We start from the raw sequence: 15272 nt of genomic DNA, 5'->3' as shown, positions 1-15272 counted from the left end.
TTCGGAGTCTGGTTAGTCCGGCAGCCGGTCGGACGCGGCGGCCAGTCGTGACGAGATGGAGCCGTCGATCACCTCGTCCCCGACGGTGATGGTGAGACCACCGAGGAGGCTCGGATCGACATGCAGCTGGACGGACACGGGGTGGCCGTAGATGCGGGTCAGCACCGAGGTGAGTCGGGTCCGCTGGGCATCGGACAGCGCTGCGGCCGCCTCGACGTGGGCGACCACCTCACCGCGGCGGGCAACTGCCAGCTCGGCGAGATCGAGGACCGCCTGGTCGGCACGTTCGCCGCGGAGCAGGCCGACGGTCTGCGTCAGCAGCGCCTTGACGGTGCTGTTGACCGAGCCGTTGGCACCGGTCAGGACCTTGTCCAGCAAGGCAACTCGGCCGTCGATCGGAGTGCCGTAGTCACCGAGCAACGTCGACAGGCGCGGCTGCGCGTCCAGCACACGGCTGAAGCGGAACAGCTGGTCCTCGACCTCGGCCACCTCACCGCTGATCTCGGCCCGCTTGATCAGCGCGAGACGAGCGACGTGCTCGATGGCGTCGACCAGATCGGACTGCTCCGACCACCGCGACGACGCCGCGGAGCGCAGCAGCTCCAGAGCGGCAGCGCCGACCTTGCCGGACAGCACGGCGTCGAGCAGTGCGACCTTGGGCGCGGAGTTGTCGGCGGGCTCGGCGAGGTGCCGGGCAAGGTTGACCTCGGTCAACAGCAGCCGGGCGACGGCAGCCAGATCATCAGACAGCGCGGTCAGCGCGGCCGTGTCCAGACCACCCGCGGTCTCGTCGAACTTCTTGACCAAAGCGGTCAGTGATTCCCGGCTCGCGGCCCGCAGCTTCACCTCGGCGTGGGTACCGACCTCAGCCGAGGACGGCGCCATCTGCTCCAGATCGGCGAGGAAGCGGTCGACGGTGCCGGCCTGAGCAGCGGGCTCCGCGACATACCGGCGCACCAGTTCGTCTGCCTTGGCCACCGACTCCGCGCCCAGCCCCTGACGAAGCTCGCGGATGACGCCCTGGCGCATCAGCTCGACGTGCTGGCCGCCCTGAGCCTTGATCCGCTCGGCGTCGACGCCGGCCTGCTCGGTGAGCTGCTCGACGATGCGCTGCGAATCGTGCCGGGCCTCGTCGGTCACCTTGGTCGACTCGGCTTTCGCGTCGGCGAGAGCCTTGGCGTGCATCTTGTCGGCGTCGGCGAGTTTCTGTGCGGCTTCGGCACTTTCGGCCAGCGCGACACGAACGGCCTCCTGCTGCTTGGCCATGATGCCCTTCACCGGAGGTACCACGTACTTCCAGATGATGGCCACGATGACGGCAAAGCCGATCAGCTGCCCGATGAAGATTTCCATCTACTGGCTCCCGCCTGATTTCACGTCAGAGGCCAACTCGATGCCGAGGATTCGGCTCGCCAGCGTCTGGGACAGGTTGTCGACCGACGACTGCAGTTCGGTCTGTGTGGACTGCCGCTGTGCGGACAGTGCCTGGTCGGCACCCTTGAGGGTTTCGGCCACCTCACCACTCGCCGCTGCACGCGCCTGGTCGACGACCTTGCGGCCCTCGTTGCGAGCCTCGTCGCGGATGGCCGAAGCCTCCGTACGAGCACCCGCCATCGCCGCGTTGTAGTCCGCCTCTGCGGCGGCCACCTGCTCAGCCGACTTCCGGTTGTCAGCAGCGGTCTTGGCCAGCATTTCCTCGCGTTCGACCAAGACCTTGCTGATCGGTGGCACAACCCACTTGCCGATCACGCCGAGCACGATCAGGAAGATGATCAGCACGACGAAGAAGGTCGCGTTGGGGATCAGGAAGTTCTGACCCCCTCCACCACCAGAGCCTTCCGCTGCTGCCTGGCCCGAGGCCAGGATGGTTGCGCTCAATTCACCCATGTCGACGGATTACGACAGGCCCGGGGTGGCGAACACGAAGAGCGCCATGAAGGCCAGGTTGATGAAGTACGCGGCTTCCACCAGACCGACGGTGATGAAGAACGGGGTGAACAGGCGGCCCTGGGCCTCCGGCTGGCGGGCGATGCCCGAGATCAGCGCGTTACCGGCGATACCGTCACCGATACCGGCGCCGATGGCGCCACCGGCCATGATCAGGCCACCGCCGATGAGGGCGCCCTGGATGATAGTGGCGTTCGTTGCTGCGTCGGCCATTCTCTTTTTCCTCCTTGGTAACTGGTAGCTGCGCTACCAGGGTCTTATTTGCGGTTCCTACGGGTCTTGCGCGTACTTAGTGGTGCTCGTCGAGTTCCATCGACTGGCTGAAGTACAGGATCGTCAGCAGGGCGAAGATGAACGCCTGGATCAGGCCGACGAACAGATCGAAGGTCTTCCAGATGGCGTTCGGCGCCCACTGCACGTACCAGGGGAACATCGCGATCAGGGCGACCAGGATGCCACCGGCGAACATGTTTCCGAAGAGTCGCAGAGACAGCGAGACCGGCTTGGCGATCTCCTCGACGATGTTGATCGGAGCCAGGACCGCGACGTGGCCCTTCAGCAGCTTCTTGAAGTGGCCGAAGACACCCCGGCGCCAGATGCCCGCAGCGTGGTAGCAGAGGAACACGAACAGCGCGAGCGCCAACACGTAGTTGATGTCCGAGGCCGGCGGGGCCAGCAGCTCTTTCGCGCCACCGTCTTCCCCACCGAACTGCACCGGCAGGACCGAGAGCCAGTTGGAGATCAGGATGAAGGTGAAGATCGTGACGGCCAGCGGCAGCACGAACGGAGCAATCTTCATACCGATCGCGGTCTCGATCTGCTGGCGCATCTGGATGGTGATGGCCTCGAAGAACAGCTGGACACCGCCGGGCACTCCGGTGGAGGTCACCTTCGCCTTCACGAAGAAGGCCAACGCGATGACGATGACCGCGGCCACGCTGGTGGCGATGATCGTGTCAACGTTGAAGGTGTAGCCCCACAGCTCGTGCTGCTCGTGGTGGCCGACCTCGATGGCGGCCTCGGCGGTGAATTGTTGAATCACTTGGGTCGTCAGTCCTTTGCTTCTGATCCGTCGTGTGCTTCTGGTTGGTCGACGCCGGCACCACCGTCACGCTGGCCGGCGCGGACCTTCTTCATCACCGGCAATGCGGTGCTCATGACAAGAATCGCCTGGAAAAGTGCCACCCCGAAGAGGACGCCGATACCGGCCGGCTTGAAGAGCCAGGTGATCAGCAGGGCGATCACCGAGATGGCCACCAGCCGCATCGCGGAGTTGGCTGCCATCTGCATCTTCAGGGGGTGGTCCTTGGCGGTGACCTTGGCGACCGCGCGACGGACCAGCATCGCGTTGGTCAGACCGAGCGCCATGCCCAGACCGAAGAAGGCGCCGAACTTGAGATTGCCGCTCACTGCGTAGCCGCCGCCGAGCGCGATGGCCGTCACGAGGAGCGAGATAGCAAACAAACGCACGGGCCGAAAAGCCACTGCCGGCAACACCAAAGGCGCGTCCTGCGCTGGTGTCGTCATGGTGTTCACCTCAATCCCGCGGTCACGAGTGCCGTCCCCATATACCTGGCAATCCTGTGTGCGTGCCCACAGAGCGTATCGAAGGTCACATCGAGCGCGTCGGGCACACTGGAATCACCCAAGGGGAAGCTCCCTTTGTCGGTCGTCATTCGGCGCCGATCGGCTTGTGTGAACCGATGGGCCGGGCCGGCAACCCGCGAGGTTTTTCGGGTTCTGCCAGAACCGTACCACATGGTGAGCACCCGAAAACGGGCACCTACTACTTTTTGTCGTACTCGCCTTCTGGCAGGTCATCGCGCCGCCGCAGGAGCGGTATCAGGGTGAAAACAGCGGCCAGCAGGATGGCTCCGAGCATCACCGCACCCGTGTATCGGGGGTCGAAGAAAATGGTGCTGGCCGCCCCCAGCGCCACGATGCCCACCCATAGGTAGATGAGCAGCACGACGCGGCGATGCGAGTGGCCGATCTGCAGCAGCCGATGGTGCAGATGCATCTTGTCGGGACTGAACGGGCTCAGGCCGGCCCGGGTGCGACGCACGATCGCCAGCAGCATGTCGAGGGCCGGCACGAACATCACCGCAACCACCAACAGGAACGGCGACAGCAAAGCAAACACGTCGCGCGCGCCGTAAGCGTTCTGGGAAATCGGGCCGGCTGCGGTGGTCGACGCAGCCGCCAGCATCAGGCCGATCAGCATGGACCCGGAATCCCCCATGAAGATGCGGGCCGGATGGAAGTTGTGCGGCAGGAAACCCAGGCACGCGCCGGCAAGCACCACCGAGATGACGGCCGGCGGGTAGAACAACACGTCACCGCCGTGGTCGCGCAGCAGCCCGACCGAGAAGATGCAGATGGCCGACGCGGTGATGAGGCCGAGCCCGGCAGCCAGGCCGTCGAGCCCGTCGACGAAGTTCATCGCGTTGACGATCGACACCGTCAGCGCCAGGGTCAGCAGGATGGAAGACGCCTGGTCCAGCACGATGGTGCCGACGCCGCCGATCGGGATGTACAGCACACTCCACGCGACGCCCATGGTGACCAGGACGCTGGCCGCGGTGATCTGCCCCGCGAACTTGGTCAGGGCGTCCAGGCCCCAGCGGTCGTCGATCAGGCCGATGAGCATGATCAGGCCGCCGGCCACCACGACCGCCGGCATGCCCGACGAATAGACGAAACCTCGCGTCAGGGCGGGCAATTGGGAGGCCAGCAGCACGGCGGCGACCACCCCGATGTACATGGCCAGCCCGCCCATGCGCGGGACCGGCTGAACGTGGACGTCACGTTCGCGCGGGTAGGCGACCGCACCGAAGCGGAAGGCCAGCGCCCGCACCCAGCCGGTGGCGAAGTAGGTGATGATCGCCGCGGTGAGACCGACCAGCACCAGCTCCCGGAGCGGAACCCCGGTACCCCGGTCGATCTGTGCGAGCAGCCGGCCTGCGTCGGCAACTACAGTCACGGCACCTCGCCGGTCAGCGACTCCGGTGCGACGCCGAGCACTTCGGCGATCTGCGAGACGGAGATCGGTCCTTCGCGCAGCACCCGCGGCGTCGCGCTGGTGAGGTCGACGATCGTGGACGCGGCCTGCTTGGTCGCCGGTCCGGCGTCCAGGTACACCTCGACCTTGTCGCCCAGCTGCGCCCGCGCCTCCTCGGCGTTGACGGCGGGCGGCTGGCCGGAGACGTTGGCGCTGGACACGGCCATGGGGCCGACCTCGCGCAACAGCTCGATGGCCACGGGGTGCAGTGGCATACGCAGCATGACGCTGCCGTTGGTGTCACCGAGGTCCCACGACAGCGACGGGGCCTGACGGACCACCAGGCTCAGCGCGCCCGGCCAGAATGCCTCGATCAGGTCGCGCGCCGACGGCGGCACGGCGTAGACCAGGCCGTCGATGGTGCGCCATGAACCGACCAGGACCGGGACCGGCATGTTGCGGCCCCTCCCCTTTGCGGCCAGCAGCGCCGCCACCGCCTCGCTGTTGAAGGCGTCGGCGCCGAGCCCGTAGACGGTGTCGGTGGGCAGCACGACCAGGCGACCGCCCTTGAGCGCACTGATCGCCGAGGCGATCCCCGTGGTGCGCTTGGCCGCATCGCCGCAGTCGAACGTCTCCATCTATGACTCCTCACGCAAGCATTCGTCGGTTGCCATGCCCCGTTTACCGCCGGGTCGCGGTGACGAACCGGGACCGCCCGGTCAGATCGAGCCGAGCGGTGATGTCTCCGAACGTACCGTCGCGCTCCAACGCGGCCACCACCTGATCCGCCGTGGTGTCGTCGTGCTCGACGCCCAGCGCGCCGCCCGGACGCAGCAACCGCGCCGCCAGCGCGATGATCGGCACGATGACGGACATGCCGTCGGGGCCGCCGAACAGGGCCGCGGCCGGGTCGTGGTCGATGACTTCGGGATCAAGGTCGGCACCGTCCGGGATGTACGGCGGGTTGGATACCAGCAGGTCCACTGTGCCGTTCCGGTCTGCCAGCAGGCCGGGAACTGTGACGTCGGCCGCCAGCACCTCGACGGCGGTGCCGGCACAGTTGCGCCGGGCGTAGACCAGAGCCTCCGGGGATTTCTCGACGGCCACGACCTTTGCCTGCGGCCAGGTGTGCGCCAACGCCAATGCCAGGGCTCCCGACCCGGTGCACAGGTCCACGATCACCGGGCTCGGCGACATTGGCTGTTTCATGGCCCACTCCAGCAGCGCCTCGGTCTCCGGGCGGGGAATGAACACTCCCGGACCGACCTGCACCTCCACCGGACCGAACGCGGCCGTTCCGATCAAGTGCTGCAAGGGAATTCGCTGCGCGCGACGTTCCACCAGGTCACGGAAATGCGGATAGAACGCGGGATCGGGCTCGGCGAACATCACCCGGGCGCGGTCCACCCCCGCAGCGTGCGCGGCGAGGTACTCGGCGTCGACGCGGGCGGAGTCGACGCCCGCGGCAGCGAGCACGGCAGCCGCGTCAGCGATCGCTTGTCTGACGGAGTCACTTTTGCCGGTCACTCTTGCGGGTCACTCCTGCGCGAGCCGGGCCTGCTTGTCGGCGGCCGCCAGGGCGTCGAGCAGCGCGTCCATGTCGCCGTCGAGCACCTGGTCGAGGTTGTGGGCCTTGAAGTTGATGCGGTGATCGGCGATCCGGTTCTCGGGGAAGTTGTAGGTCCGGATGCGCTCGCTGCGGTCGACGGTGCGGATCTGGCTGGCGCGGTCGGCGGATGCGTCCGCCGAGGCCTGCTCTTCGGCCAGCGCCTGCAACCGGGCGGCGAGCACCACCATGGCTCGGGCCTTGTTCTGCAGCTGCGAGCGCTCGTTCTGGCAGGTGACGACGATGCCCGTGGGCAGGTGCGTGATGCGGACCGCTGAGTCGGTCGTGTTGACGCCCTGACCACCCTTGCCGGACGACCGGTACACGTCGATCCGCAGGTCGGATTCGTCGATCTGGACCTGCTCGACGTCCTCGGGCTCCGGGTAGACCAGGACGCCGGCTGCCGAGGTGTGCACGCGACCCTGGGATTCGGTGACGGGCACGCGCTGCACGCGGTGGACACCGCCCTCGAATTTCATGCGGGACCACACGCCGTCGGCCGAGTCGCCCTTGCTGGCGATGGTGATGGTGGCGTCCTTGTAGCCGCCGAGGTCCGACCAGGTCTCGTCGAGCACCGCGACGGTCCAGCCATGGCGCTCGGCGTACCGGATGTACATGCGCGCAAGGTCGGCTGCGAACAGGGCCGATTCTTCGCCGCCCTCACCGGACTTCACTTCGAGGACGACGTCGTCGGCGTCGTGCGGATCACGCGGGGCCAGCAGGTCGGTCAGTTTGGCGTCGAGTTCGGCGACACGGGCCTCCAGCTCGGGCACCTCCGCGGCGAACGCGGCGTCCTCGGCGGCCAGCTCACGAGCCGCTTCGAGGTCACCCTGGGCAGCCTCGAGCTTGCGATAGGTGACGACGATCGGCGACACCTGCGCGAACCGGCGACCGACCTTGCGGGCCGCGCCGGCATCAGCGTGCAGATTCGGGTCGCCCAACTGCCGCTCGAGATCGGCGTGCTCGGCCAACAGCGCCTCGATGCGGGGCGCTGTATCTGTCTCTGCCACTTGAGGACTCCTGCGGTTGTTCTGTGCCGGGTGCCGGGTACGAAAACGGCGCCCGGACCTGACGCGAATGCGACAGATCGGGCGCCGTGAACGAAGCTAGCTCTCGGACGCGGCCTTCGAGCCGGTGTTGCGCTTGCCGTACCGCGCCTCGAAGCGGGCCACGCGGCCGCCGGTGTCGAGAAGCTTCTGCTTGCCCGTGTAGAACGGGTGGCACTGCGAGCACACCTCGACCACGATGTGGCCGTTTTCCTTGGTGCTACGAGTCTGGAAGCTGTTACCGCAACCGCAGACCACGGTGGTCTCAACGTATGCGGGGTGGATACCCGATTTCATGTCATGGTCCTCTGTGATCGATGGCGCCGGGTCGCCCGAGGATTCGGACGTGAACCGGAGCCGAGGGGGTTCGGCGGTCGATTATGCCAGGTCAGCCGCCAAGGTCCTAAACGCGGCCGGGTCGCCGACTATTCCTGGGTGCCGCGCTGCCCCAGCTCAGCCAGCCGGCGCTCCAGGAATCGTCGTTCTGGATCGGTCGTGGCCAGCGCCAGGGCACGTTCGAACGCGCTCCGCGCCTCGCCGGTCCGGCCCAGCCGCCGCAACAATTCCGCCCGAGTCGACGGCAGATAGCGGTAATCACCCAGGTCAAGCGCGTCGATGAGGTCCAGCGCCCGCTCGGGGTCGCCGGCCTCGGCGATGGCCACCGCACGGTTGAGGGCGACAACCGGTGAGCCGGTCAGCTGTTCGAGCCGCTCGTACAAGATCACGACCTCGTGCCAATCGATCTGCTCCTCGGCCTGCAACGAGGCGATGGCCGCCTGCAGCACGTAGGGCCCGCCGGCCAGCCGCAGAGCCAGCGCACGGTCGAGCGCTGCCCGTCCGGCATCGACCTTGGCCTGGTCGTGCAACGCGCGGTCCTGCTCGGCGAGGGGCACGACCCGGCCGTCGACCACGCGGGCCGCTCGTCGCGAATCGTGTAGCAGCATCAGCGCCAGCAGCCCGTACGCCTCGGGCTCGTCGGCCAACAATTCCGCGAGGAGCCGGCCCAGCCTGATCGCTTCGGCGGCGAGGTCGCCGCGCTCGGTGAAGCCCTCGTTGAAGATCAGGTAGATCACTGCGAGGACCGCCGCCACCCGGTCGGGCAGCAGCCGGTCCGCCGGCAGGGCGAACGGGATGTTCGTCGCCTTGATCTTGGCCTTGGCGCGGGAGAGCCGGCGCTTCATCGTGTCCTCGGAGACCAGGAAGGCGCGCCCGATCTCGGCCGTCGTCAGTCCGCCGAGGGCCCGCAGGGTGAGGGCCACCTGGGCTTCGCGGGCCAACGCCGGATGGCAACACATGAAGACGAGCTGCAGGCGCTCGTCGCCGATGGTGCTGTCGTCGAGGTCGATCTCGTCCATGGTCGTCGCCTGTTTATCCGCTTGCAGTAGCCGGGTTTTGGCGCGCAGCGTCTGCTCGCGGCGCAACCGATCGACCGCCACATTGCGTCCGGTCCGCACCAGCCAGGCCACCGGCGCGTCCGGCACGCCGTCGCGGGGCCACCGCTCGGCAGCGCGGACGAACGCCTCCTGCGCGGCGTCCTCGGCGAGCTCGAAGTCGCCGAGGACACCGATGAGCGCGGCCAGGACCCGGCCCCAGTCTCGCTGGAAAACATCGTTGATCAGTGCCTGGACCCTTCCCGTCGCTTCGCTCGCCCTACACCTCCCCCGGCATCTCAACGAGCGGACGCACCTCGACGGCACCCCCGAGGCGTACCGCAGGAATCCGTTGCGCCCACTCCAGAGCCTGGTCGAGGTTGTCGGCTTCGATGACGAAGTAGCCGGCGAACACCTCTTTGGTGTCGGCGTATGGGCCATCGGTGATCAGGCCGTCGGCACGAACCGTGGTGGCCGTCTCGACAGGCTGCAAGTGGCCGCCGCCGACGCACTGCGGCTCGAACCGCAGCGCCATGTACTCAGCGCTCAGCGCGGCCTGCTCATCTTCGGTGAGCTCCGCGTCGTGGCTGCCCGGCCGGGTGTAGATCAGAGTTGCGTATTTCATCGTGGTCTCCTTCTGGGTTGATCGTCCAACAGCAGTGAGACGAACGGGTACCCATCAGAGGGACACGATGCCCGAAATCAGTTTTCGGTCAGCCGCGTGTACTCGGTATCGTCGCGCTTCCACAGCACCCGGCCGGCCGGATCCGCGCCCAGGGCGACCAGTTCCCGCTTGAGAATCTTGTTGGTCGCGGTGCTGGGCAGGTCGTCGGCCAGCCAGACGTACCGCGGCCAGGACTTCGGGGACATGTCCGGCTGCGCGGCCAGGAATTCCGCGAACGACTTCGGGTCGAGGGTCTGACCGTCGCGCAGCACCATGGCCGCCATCACCTGGTCGCCGACGAACTCATCGGGCACCGGGTACACGGCCACCCGGCTGATCACCGGATGCCGCAACAGGATTCGCTCGATGGGCGCCGCGGTGAGGTTCTCGCCGTCGACCCGCATCCAGTCCCCGGTGCGGCCGGCCAGGTAGATCCAGCCGTCCGCATCGCGGTAAGCCAGGTCGCCCGACCAGTACATACCGTGCCGCAGCCGTTCCTCGGTCGCACCCTGGTCGTTGTGGTAGCCACGGAACATCCCGCTGCCGTTGGTGTTCACCAGCTCGCCGGTGGCCGTCTCGGCGTTGCTGAGCGCGCCCGTTTCATCGAAGCGGGCCACCTCGCATTCGGTGACGGTCTCCGGGTCATAGATGGCCACGCCCGGAAAACCCTGCCCGACACTGCCGGCCGGGGTGCCTTCGGACCGCGTGATGATGATCGCGAGCTCGGTCGAGCCGAAACCGTCCCACACGCTGCAGTCGAAGCGACGGCTGAACTCATCGATGTCACGGTCGGCAGCTTCGTTACCGAACGCCACCCGCAGGGGGTTGTCGTGGTCGTCGGGCCGCTCGGCGGTCGCCAAGATGTACGCCAGCGGCTTGCCGACGTAATTCATGTAGGTCGCGCCGTAGCGGCGGACGTCCGGGAGGAAGCTCGACGCGGAGAACTGCGCGGGCGCCATCGCCGCTCCGGATCCGAGTGCGACGCCCCAGCCTGCGTAGACGCCGTTGGAGTGGAACAGCGGCATGGCCAGGTAACAGGTGTCCGCCTCGGTGAGGCCGTAGCGCTGCACGAGCGCCGCGGCGGAGAACAGCACGATGGCATGGGCCACCTCGACGGCCTTGGGCTCACCGCTGGTGCCCGAGGTGAAGATCATCATGAAGGTGTCGTCGGGTCCGACTTCACGATGCGGGGTCAGGTCCCGCTGCGGCCACTCGGTCGCGGTGACGTCGATGACGGTGACGCCCGGCAGATCGAGGCCCTGCAGGAGCTCTCGGCCTTGCTGATCCACCAGCACGATCTGACATTCGACGCGCGCGATGTCACGGGCGAGCGCCTCACCGCGGCGAGTGTTGTTGATACCGCACAGCACATAGCCGCCCAGCGCCGCGGCGGCCAGCGCCGTCAGCATCTCAGGGGTGTTACCCAGCAGGGTGCCCACGTGCAGGGGCCGCAGCGGGTCGGCCTGGCCGATCAGGGCGGCGGCCTGTGCCTGCGCTCCGGCCACGTACTCTCGCCAGGTCCAGGCCATCTCGCCGTACTTGACGGCGACGGTGTCCTGGCCGGCGCGCTCGCGAAGCAACTGCTGAAGGGTGTCCGCCATTTAGGCTCCCGGTGCGGTGGGGGTCACGACGACCACCTAGTGAACAGATTCTTGAAAGTGTCTACCATGGCTGAGGGATAGCGCAATAGCATCTGCACCCTGGCAGAATCGTCGTTCGCCCGGTTGACATGTGAGGAGATACCCGGTGGCAAGCCCAGAATCCCCGCGGAGCGTGCGCGATCGACTGATCGACGCCGCTGAAGAGTGCATGCGTGCCAAGGGAATTCGCGCCACGACGGTATCCGAGGTCGCCGAGGCTGCCGGCGTCTCACGCGGTTGGCTCTACCGGCACTTTCCGGACAAGGTGACGCTGCTGGGCGCGGCGATCGTCCGCCTCAACAACGCCTACTGGTCTGATGCGCACGCCATGCTGGCATCGATCGAAGGCCTGGACAACCAGATAGTCGCCGGAATCCAGCACGGCCGCACCGCATATGACGATCCCGGCGCCCTGCTGATGAAGCTGCGCGTCGAGGAGCCCGACGAGTTCGCCGCCTGCGCCGGCGCCGGCGTGCAGGGCCTGGTGCCCGACCTCGCCGATTTCTGGTCCCGCTATCTCGTCGCCGCACGCGACAACGGCGAAATCCACCCCGACACCGATATCGATGACGCCGCCGAGTGGGTCGCGCGCGTCATCCTGTCGCTCGCCACGATGCCCGGGCAGCGGCTGGACGCCAACAACGCCGACGAGCTGCTCGCACACGTGCGCCGCTACGTGATGCCGGGGCTGAAGGCCCAGCCGTAACGGTCGCCCCCTCGTCAGAATGCACCGAAGGCCGCAACTCGGGCAGAGTTGCGGCCTTCAGCTTCAAGAACGGCGACGGTTAGTCGTTGTCCATGTTGCCCGGCGCGGTCTTGGAAACCTGGACCAGGAATTCGTAGTTGGTCTTGGTCTTACGCAGCTGGCTCATCAGCAGGTCGATGGCCTGATGCGGGTCCAGACCACTGAGCACGCGGCGCAACTTGTGCACCACCGCGAACTCGTCGGTGGACAGCAGCAGTTCGTCCTTACGGGTACCGGACGGGTTGACGTCGACGGCCGGGAACACCCGGCGCTCGGCGATCTTGCGGTCCAGCTTGAGCTCGGCGTTACCCGTGCCCTTGAACTCCTCGAAGATGACAGTGTCACCGGTGGAACCGGTCTCGACCATCGCGGTCGCGATGATGGTCAGCGAGCCACCGTTCTCGATGTTGCGGGCCGCGCCGAGGAACCGCTTCGGCGGGTACAGGGCGGTGGAGTCGACACCACCGGACAGGATGCGGCCCGACGCGGGCGACGCGTTGTTGTACGCGCGGCCCAGACGGGTGATCGAGTCCAGCAGCACCACGACGTCCTTGCCCTGCTCGACCAGGCGCTTGGCCCGCTCGATGGCCAGCTCGGCGGCCTGGGTGTGGTCTGACGGCGGCCGGTCGAAGGTCGAGGCGATGACCTCACCCTTCACCGAGCGCTGCATGTCGGTGACCTCTTCCGGACGCTCGTCGACGAGCACCACCATGAGGTGGCATTCCGGGTTGTTCCTGGTGATCGCGTTGGCGATGTCCTGCATGATCGTCGTCTTACCGGCCTTCGGCGGGGACACGATCAGCGCGCGCTGGCCCTTTCCGATCGGCATGATCAGGTCGATCACGCGGGTGGTGAGCCGGTCCGGAGTGGTCTCCAGGCGCAGCCGCTGGTTCGGGTACAGCGGTGTCAGCTTCTGGAAGTCCGGCCGGTTCTTCGCGTTCTCCACCGGGCCACCGTTGACGCTGTCCAGGCGGACCAGCGGGTTGAACTTCTGGCGCGGGTTGTTTCCACTCTGCGCGCCGCCTTCGCCTTCGCGCGGTACCCGCACGGCACCGGTCACGGCGTCACCACGACGCAGGCCGTTCTTGCGGACCATGTTCATCGAGACGTAGACGTCGTTCGGTCCGGCCAGGTAGCCCGAAGTGCGGACGAACGCGTAGTTGTCCAGTACGTCCAGGATGCCGGCGACCGGCTGCAGGACGTCGTCCTCGCGCAGTTCGGTCTCGGCGTTCCCGCCCTGGTTGTCGCCACGTTCGCCGCGACGACGGCGGTCGCGGTCACGGAACCGGCGGCCGCGACGGCCCTGACGGCTGTCGTCGTCGTCATTGTTGTTCGAGTTGTCGTTGCCGCCCTGGTTGCGGTTGCCGCCCTGATTGTCGCCACCGCGGTCGCGGTTGCCGCCCTGGTCACGGTTGCCACCCTGGTCACGGTTGCCGCCCTGGTTACCTTCGGACTTGTTGCCGCCCTGGTTGCTGCTGTCGGCGTTCCGGTCGCGGGTGCGCTCCTCGCGGGGCGCGTCGGCGTTGTCCGCGTTCTCGGCCTTGGCGGCGGGCTTGTCGCCGGCACCGCCGGATTCACCCTCGACGGCCGAACCGGCACGGCGCGACGCACCACGGCGCTCGCGACGCTGAGGTTGCTCGGCGGGTGCGTCAGCGGCAACTTCGCCGGCGTTGTTCGCGGCCGGAGCCTGTGTTTCCTTGGCCTCGCCGACAGCGTCGTTGCCGTTCACGGCCTCGGCGGCCTTGGTTTCGTTCTTGGCTTCGGCCTTGGGCTCGGTGGCATTGGCGGTCTTGGCCTCGGTCTTGTCGCCGGCCTTGGCGCCGTTGGCCTCGCCGCGGTGTTCGCGGATGGCAGCGATCAATTCGCTCTTGCGCATACCGGAGGTGCCCTTGACGCCTGCTTCGGCGGCGAGCGCACGCAGGTCGGGGAGCAGAAGACTGGTCAGCGATCCGGAGCGTCCGGCCGCCGGCGCTTCAGTTGCCGGGGCATCAGTGTTGCCGTCGGCGGTGAAGAGGTCCGTATCAGTCACGGATTTCCTTTCTGTGCCCTCGCACGTCTGATCAGGCGAGGGTTTTGTTCGCAGTCGGACGGCTTCCCCGAACCGCATTCGTCAAATGCCCTGGTCAGCTGAGGCACTGCCTCAGCAAGCACCGGGATTTGCCGCCGTGCGGCGAACCATCAGTCCACGAGTTGAACATCAAAGAGAAGAGTGGTCGTCCTACTGTAGGCGCAGGTACTAGAGCCTGCGATTGCTGGACGTTGCGAGAATATCTCTGATCCGACAATGAAGCAAGAAACGCCACCCCGGCGTGTGCTTTCTGTTAGACGCCGGCACCGACGATCCAGCGAACCCCTTGGCCCACTGCCATCTTTTCGACTGCGAACCCGTTGGCAGCGCCGAATTCGAGGACTTCGGCGGGCAACTCAGGTTCGGTGCTGAATGCGATAACGGCAGGTCCAGCACCGGAAAGCACCGCTGCCACCCCACAACGCCGGAGCATAGCCAGATATTCCGCGGAGGCCGGCATGGCCGCGGCCCGCTGCGGCTGATGCATCACGTCTTCGGTGGCTGCCATCAGCAAATCCGGACGCTGCGTCAGCGCCACGACCAACAGCGCGGCGCGGCTGACGTTGAACGTGGCGTCCGAGTGCGCGATGAGCTCCGGCAGCACTGCCCGGGTCTCCGCGGTCGACGAGCGCACCTGCGGGATCGCCGGGAACAAGTGGATGTCGGGGTGCAGCGTCAGCGGTGCGGCCGCGTAGGTGGGGCCGGGTTCGGTCCAGGACACCACGGCACCGCCCAGCACCGCGGCGGAGGCGTTGTCGGGATGGCCTTCGAACTCCGACGACAGTTGAACCAGCTGTTCGAGCGTCAGCGGCCGCGAACCCGATTGCGCGATAAGGCCATTGGCGACGGCCAAGCCGCCGACCACTGCGGCCGCCGACGACCCGAGGCCGCGCGAATGCGGAATGACGTTGCGGCACTTGATGTTCAGACCAGGAACCGAGACGCCACCGACGGCCAGGCCACGCCGGATCGCCCGGACGACCAGATGCGACTCGTCGCCTGGAACCTGCCCGGCCCCCTCCCCCGTCACCTCGATGACGAGGCCGGAATCGGTTGTCTCCGCCTGAATTTCGTCGTACAGGCTCAACGCCAGGCCCAGGCTGTCGAAGCCGGGGCCCAGATTGGCGCTCGAGGCGGGTACGACGGCGGTGGCGAGCAGGCCGGCAGGCAGGTTCTCGGTCACTG

General features: G+C 67.0%; 16 protein-coding genes. 1 reads left to right on the top strand and 15 read right to left on the bottom strand.

The window, feature by feature from the left end; translation table 11 throughout:
- Window positions 1-12 precede the first annotated feature (12 nt).
- The 13 genes from G6N59_RS22900 to fadD1 all read right to left on the bottom strand — a co-directional run bounded on the left by G6N59_RS22900 (window position 13) and on the right by fadD1 (window position 11235).
- Window positions 13-1353, bottom strand: a complete 1341-nt coding sequence (locus G6N59_RS22900) for a F0F1 ATP synthase subunit B/delta (RefSeq protein ID WP_138229123.1) — start codon at window positions 1351-1353, stop codon at window positions 13-15.
- Complete coding sequence (locus tag G6N59_RS22895) at window positions 1354-1887, bottom strand: F0F1 ATP synthase subunit B (protein WP_138229122.1); 534 nt, start codon at window positions 1885-1887, stop codon at window positions 1354-1356.
- A gap of 9 nt (window positions 1888-1896) precedes the next feature.
- On the bottom strand, window positions 1897-2160 hold the full coding sequence (locus G6N59_RS22890) for a F0F1 ATP synthase subunit C (RefSeq protein ID WP_020104130.1): 264 nt from the start codon (window positions 2158-2160) through the stop codon (window positions 1897-1899).
- A 76-nt stretch (window positions 2161-2236) separates the two neighbouring features.
- Window positions 2237-2989 carry a F0F1 ATP synthase subunit A gene (gene atpB, locus G6N59_RS22885; RefSeq protein ID WP_174814043.1) on the bottom strand — a complete coding sequence of 251 codons (753 nt, stop codon included), beginning with the start codon at window positions 2987-2989 and terminating at the stop codon, window positions 2237-2239.
- A gap of 8 nt (window positions 2990-2997) precedes the next feature.
- Window positions 2998-3474, bottom strand: coding sequence for an ATP synthase subunit I (locus tag G6N59_RS22880; protein ID WP_138229121.1), 477 nt, complete (start codon window positions 3472-3474; stop codon window positions 2998-3000).
- A 259-nt stretch (window positions 3475-3733) separates the two neighbouring features.
- A complete protein-coding gene (locus G6N59_RS22875; RefSeq protein WP_138229120.1) occupies window positions 3734-4930 on the bottom strand; it encodes a glycosyltransferase family 4 protein in 1197 nt (398 codons plus the stop codon).
- Window positions 4927-5586 carry an L-threonylcarbamoyladenylate synthase gene (locus G6N59_RS22870; protein ID WP_138229119.1) on the bottom strand — a complete coding sequence of 220 codons (660 nt, stop codon included), beginning with the start codon at window positions 5584-5586 and terminating at the stop codon, window positions 4927-4929. The genes G6N59_RS22875 and G6N59_RS22870 overlap by 4 nt, the downstream gene beginning before the upstream one ends.
- A 43-nt stretch (window positions 5587-5629) precedes the next feature.
- A complete protein-coding gene (prmC, locus tag G6N59_RS22865) occupies window positions 5630-6475 on the bottom strand; it encodes a peptide chain release factor N(5)-glutamine methyltransferase (protein ID WP_138229118.1) in 846 nt (281 codons plus the stop codon).
- Window positions 6476-6484: 9 nt separating this feature from the next.
- Window positions 6485-7564, bottom strand: a complete 1080-nt coding sequence (gene prfA / locus G6N59_RS22860; RefSeq protein WP_163911602.1) for a peptide chain release factor 1 — start codon at window positions 7562-7564, stop codon at window positions 6485-6487.
- 96 nt (window positions 7565-7660) lie between these two features.
- Complete coding sequence (rpmE, locus tag G6N59_RS22855; RefSeq protein WP_138229117.1) at window positions 7661-7897, bottom strand: 50S ribosomal protein L31; 237 nt, start codon at window positions 7895-7897, stop codon at window positions 7661-7663.
- A gap of 128 nt (window positions 7898-8025) precedes the next feature.
- Window positions 8026-9273 carry an RNA polymerase sigma factor gene (locus tag G6N59_RS22850; RefSeq protein ID WP_234884099.1) on the bottom strand — a complete coding sequence of 416 codons (1248 nt, stop codon included), beginning with the start codon at window positions 9271-9273 and terminating at the stop codon, window positions 8026-8028.
- A complete protein-coding gene (locus G6N59_RS22845; protein WP_138229116.1) occupies window positions 9251-9595 on the bottom strand; it encodes a YciI family protein in 345 nt (114 codons plus the stop codon). The genes G6N59_RS22850 and G6N59_RS22845 overlap by 23 nt, the downstream gene beginning before the upstream one ends.
- 77 nt (window positions 9596-9672) lie before the next feature.
- Window positions 9673-11235, bottom strand: coding sequence for a fatty-acid--CoA ligase FadD1 (gene fadD1 / locus G6N59_RS22840; protein ID WP_138229115.1), 1563 nt, complete (start codon window positions 11233-11235; stop codon window positions 9673-9675).
- Between the two features lie 145 nt (window positions 11236-11380).
- Between fadD1 and G6N59_RS22835 the strand changes: the two genes are divergently transcribed.
- Window positions 11381-11980, top strand: coding sequence for a TetR/AcrR family transcriptional regulator (locus tag G6N59_RS22835; RefSeq protein ID WP_138229114.1), 600 nt, complete (start codon window positions 11381-11383; stop codon window positions 11978-11980).
- Between the two features lie 79 nt (window positions 11981-12059).
- On the opposite strand, the gene rho is transcribed toward G6N59_RS22835, so the two are convergent.
- Both rho and thrB read right to left on the bottom strand, forming a co-directional pair.
- Window positions 12060-14048 carry a transcription termination factor Rho gene (gene rho / locus G6N59_RS22830; protein ID WP_138229113.1) on the bottom strand — a complete coding sequence of 663 codons (1989 nt, stop codon included), beginning with the start codon at window positions 14046-14048 and terminating at the stop codon, window positions 12060-12062.
- Between the two features lie 292 nt (window positions 14049-14340).
- Window positions 14341-15270: a homoserine kinase gene (gene thrB / locus G6N59_RS22825; protein WP_138229112.1), complete on the bottom strand. Its 930-nt coding sequence runs from the start codon at window positions 15268-15270 to the stop codon at window positions 14341-14343.
- Window positions 15271-15272: the final 2 nt, after the last annotated feature.

Source organism: Mycolicibacterium aubagnense, from assembly GCF_010730955.1.
Classification (GTDB): Bacteria; Actinomycetota; Actinomycetes; order Mycobacteriales; family Mycobacteriaceae; genus Mycobacterium; species Mycobacterium aubagnense.
Note: the sequence above shows the minus strand (reverse complement) of the source record. Positions and strands in the feature narration are given on the sequence as shown.

Coding starts and splice junctions, on each gene's coding strand:
- G6N59_RS22890 (WP_020104130.1), bottom strand. CDS start 2,160: ATGGCCGACGCAGCAACGAACGCCACTATCATCCAGGGCGCCCTCATC.
- G6N59_RS22845 (WP_138229116.1), bottom strand. CDS start 9,595: ATGAAATACGCAACTCTGATCTACACCCGGCCGGGCAGCCACGACGCG.
- G6N59_RS22880 (WP_138229121.1), bottom strand. CDS start 3,474: ATGACGACACCAGCGCAGGACGCGCCTTTGGTGTTGCCGGCAGTGGCT.
- G6N59_RS22870 (WP_138229119.1), bottom strand. CDS start 5,586: ATGGAGACGTTCGACTGCGGCGATGCGGCCAAGCGCACCACGGGGATC.
- fadD1 (WP_138229115.1), bottom strand. CDS start 11,235: ATGGCGGACACCCTTCAGCAGTTGCTTCGCGAGCGCGCCGGCCAGGAC.
- rpmE (WP_138229117.1), bottom strand. CDS start 7,897: ATGAAATCGGGTATCCACCCCGCATACGTTGAGACCACCGTGGTCTGC.
- G6N59_RS22895 (WP_138229122.1), bottom strand. CDS start 1,887: ATGGGTGAATTGAGCGCAACCATCCTGGCCTCGGGCCAGGCAGCAGCG.
- G6N59_RS22900 (WP_138229123.1), bottom strand. CDS start 1,353: ATGGAAATCTTCATCGGGCAGCTGATCGGCTTTGCCGTCATCGTGGCC.